The sequence below is a fragment of the Leptospira stimsonii genome, from assembly GCF_003545885.1.
Taxonomy (GTDB): Bacteria; Spirochaetota; Leptospiria; order Leptospirales; family Leptospiraceae; genus Leptospira; species Leptospira stimsonii.
The window spans coordinates 1-2753 of the sequence record NZ_QHCT01000024.1; the positions used below are offsets into that span (position 1 = coordinate 1).

Sequence of the window (2753 nt, forward strand, 5' to 3'; positions counted from 1 at the left end):
TTAGAGCAAATTCATAACGTCGCCTAACTTCGACTTCTCGCTCCGTTCGTCACTCACGGTTCCCGCTCGGACTCACTTCGGCCTCCGGCACATTGCTTTGTCACTTCGGTTCGCAAGACGCGTCTAAGGACGCTCGAACCTCGTGCCAACCGCGTCGCGCACAAGCGCTTGCGGACGCAACGTCGAGAAGTCTCTTTCGTTATGCGGCAACTGGTAAATATTTTGTATGAAAATATTTGAAAAGAACCCAACATCGCAAGAGGAATTCTATAACTGGATGGAGGAAGTTGATTTTGCGCTTTCTCAAGATAATGTTCCTATACCATTACGTTCATTTAGTGCATTCGCAATAATAGCAAAATCTCTTAAAAAAAATTTAAGTCTATATCGTCCCCCTTCTCCAGCAGAACCTGGCAACTTTGACGGTGATCACCTTACTCGTCATATCTATGATTGGTTTGACGAACGTTACGGAGATAGACAGAAATTAGATGTTTCACCTGGAAGGGGAGCTATCTTAATAAGAAATGAGGTGTGGACGATCACATGCCCTGCATTTGCAGATAAACAGGCCACGTTAGAATTCATTTGCAAAGCAGAATTAAATGAATCAACGAGTTTTATAAAAAAACCACCTTTTAACGTGGTAAATTACATTGATGATATGACTAAAGGGTTTGCCTCTTCATTGTCGAACGAGGAACTATTTAATATTATAAATACTTTTTCTACAGTTTACGGTTGCTTTCGAAATTTAGAATTACTTGATGATCAAATTCTAATCCCGCAAATACGAGGAGATATTGACTCTGCAGTGCAAATGATTAGAAGCCGACATAGAAATTATGGTCTTTCAAGATGGAATTCGTTGCAAGCGACCGAAAAGATTTTGAAATTATACTTGCAAAAATATGCAGGAGGTTTCCCTAAAATTCATAATCTGATCGAATTGTATAACCTGGCAAATCATAAAGACTCTCTTTCTGGAATTGATATTATTCTGCTGAAAAAAATTCAATGTGATCCATCGATTCGATATGATCATTCTGAAACAATAAAGTCAGCAATTAGCGCACATCTGGATTCTCTCTTTGTAGTAAATTATATCTCAGTACAGATCTGTACCAGAATGAATATTGAACCATTTGTTTTTACACCAGTCACCGCATAACTTCGACTTCTCGCTTCGTTCGTCACTCACGGTTCCCGCTCGGACTCACTCCGGGCTTCGCCACATTCGCTTTGCCGTTCGGCTTGTAATCGCTCACTAAGGTTCGCTCAAGCCTCCGTCAATCCCTTCGCGCACAGGCGCTTCGGGAACGCGAACGTCGAGAAGTCTCTTTCGTTAGACGACATCGCTAGGATTTATTAGATATGAAAATAGTTTACTTAGATCAAAATATTTACGGAGAATTTATTTCAAAAAAAGATAAACTGTGCACGTCTCTTTACGATAAACTATGCACCCTTGTTAAAAGTAGAAAAATAATTGTTCCTTTTTCAGTTTCACATATTCAAGAAACAAAAAATAGAGCTAACGCTGAATCAATTAAAAAAGAGCTTTCAATTATCAATAAACTAAGTCAAGGAATGATGCTCTATTCTTACGGCAAAAATTGCACTGTTGTATTTAATGATGCATACAACGTTTATGAAAATCTTCAATTAAATGAGCTTGAATTGGCCCCTGAATTTCAAGAAGCATTACGAATTTATGAAAGAAATCGAGAGATTTTTCATAGGATAGGCTTTGGTCCTTTAGTGATGAATAATAAATCGTATGAAGATATTTCAAAAGAACTTAACCAGATTTTACAGCATCCAGAAAAATATAGTAAAAAGATTACTCCTAAGGAAATCGTTGAGCTTAAAAACTCTGGAAGTAAAATATTATCATTACTGTGCTCTGGCTCGATTAGATTATTACAGCAAGCATCATCTGATTTTAAAGAATTAAGAGTGCAGCTTAAAACGATGACAAGGAATCATCTTAGAAATAATTCGGAAATAGAGGACCTATTTGAATTAGTAAAACCAGAATATGTTAAGAAAAGTAAGGAATACAGAAATAACATTAATAAATGTCGTGAGCTGATAGACAATTCACTTAAAATGAGTTTAGGCATTTTTCCCGAATCACCTCCTGTTTCCTTATCTTCGCACTCCGAATTGATTGAATATTTCACTGAAACATTATCAATGAATAAGCAATTTCAATTTCAGACAGAAACGGTTATGGTAAGTATTATTGAAATGGCGGGCTACTATCCCGATTCAGAAAAAAGAAAGCGTGAAGTTAAGAAAAAGGGTTTCTTTCTAGAGTTATTTGACATGCCCCATTTTAATAATTCTCTTTTCTGTGATTTCTTCATTACCAATGATCGAGCGTTAGTAAAACGGACAAACGCAGTTTTAAAACATTTGGATAAAAAAAGTCCAAAAATTTTATTTCCAGTCGAAGCAAACACGATATTAGATTTATTATTCTAATTGCTACGCGACGTCGTCTAACTTCGACTTCTCGCTCCGTTCGTCACTCACGGTTCCCGCTCGGACTCACTCCGGGCTAAAGCCACATTGCTTTGTCACTTCGGTTCGCGAGACGCGCCTAAGGGCGCTCGAACCTCGTTCCAACCGCGTCGCGCATAAGCGCTTGCGGCCGCAACGTCGAGAAGTCTCTTTCGTTAGGCGAAAGCTCCAAATAATAAGGAAAACTATGTCAATACCCGATTATCAAACGATTATGCTTCCAT

Annotated in this window: 2 protein-coding genes; both read left to right on the forward strand. The window is 38.1% G+C overall.

Annotation, left to right across the window (positions count from 1 at the left end):
* The first annotated feature begins 226 nt into the window (after nucleotides 1–226).
* On the forward strand, nucleotides 227–1171 hold the full coding sequence (locus DLM75_RS23920) for a HEPN domain-containing protein (RefSeq protein ID WP_118971021.1): 945 nt from the start codon (nucleotides 227–229) through the stop codon (nucleotides 1169–1171).
* A gap of 203 nt (nucleotides 1172–1374) precedes the next feature.
* Complete coding sequence (locus tag DLM75_RS23925; protein ID WP_118971022.1) at nucleotides 1375–2490, forward strand: hypothetical protein; 1116 nt, start codon at nucleotides 1375–1377, stop codon at nucleotides 2488–2490.
* Nucleotides 2491–2753 lie beyond the last annotated feature (263 nt).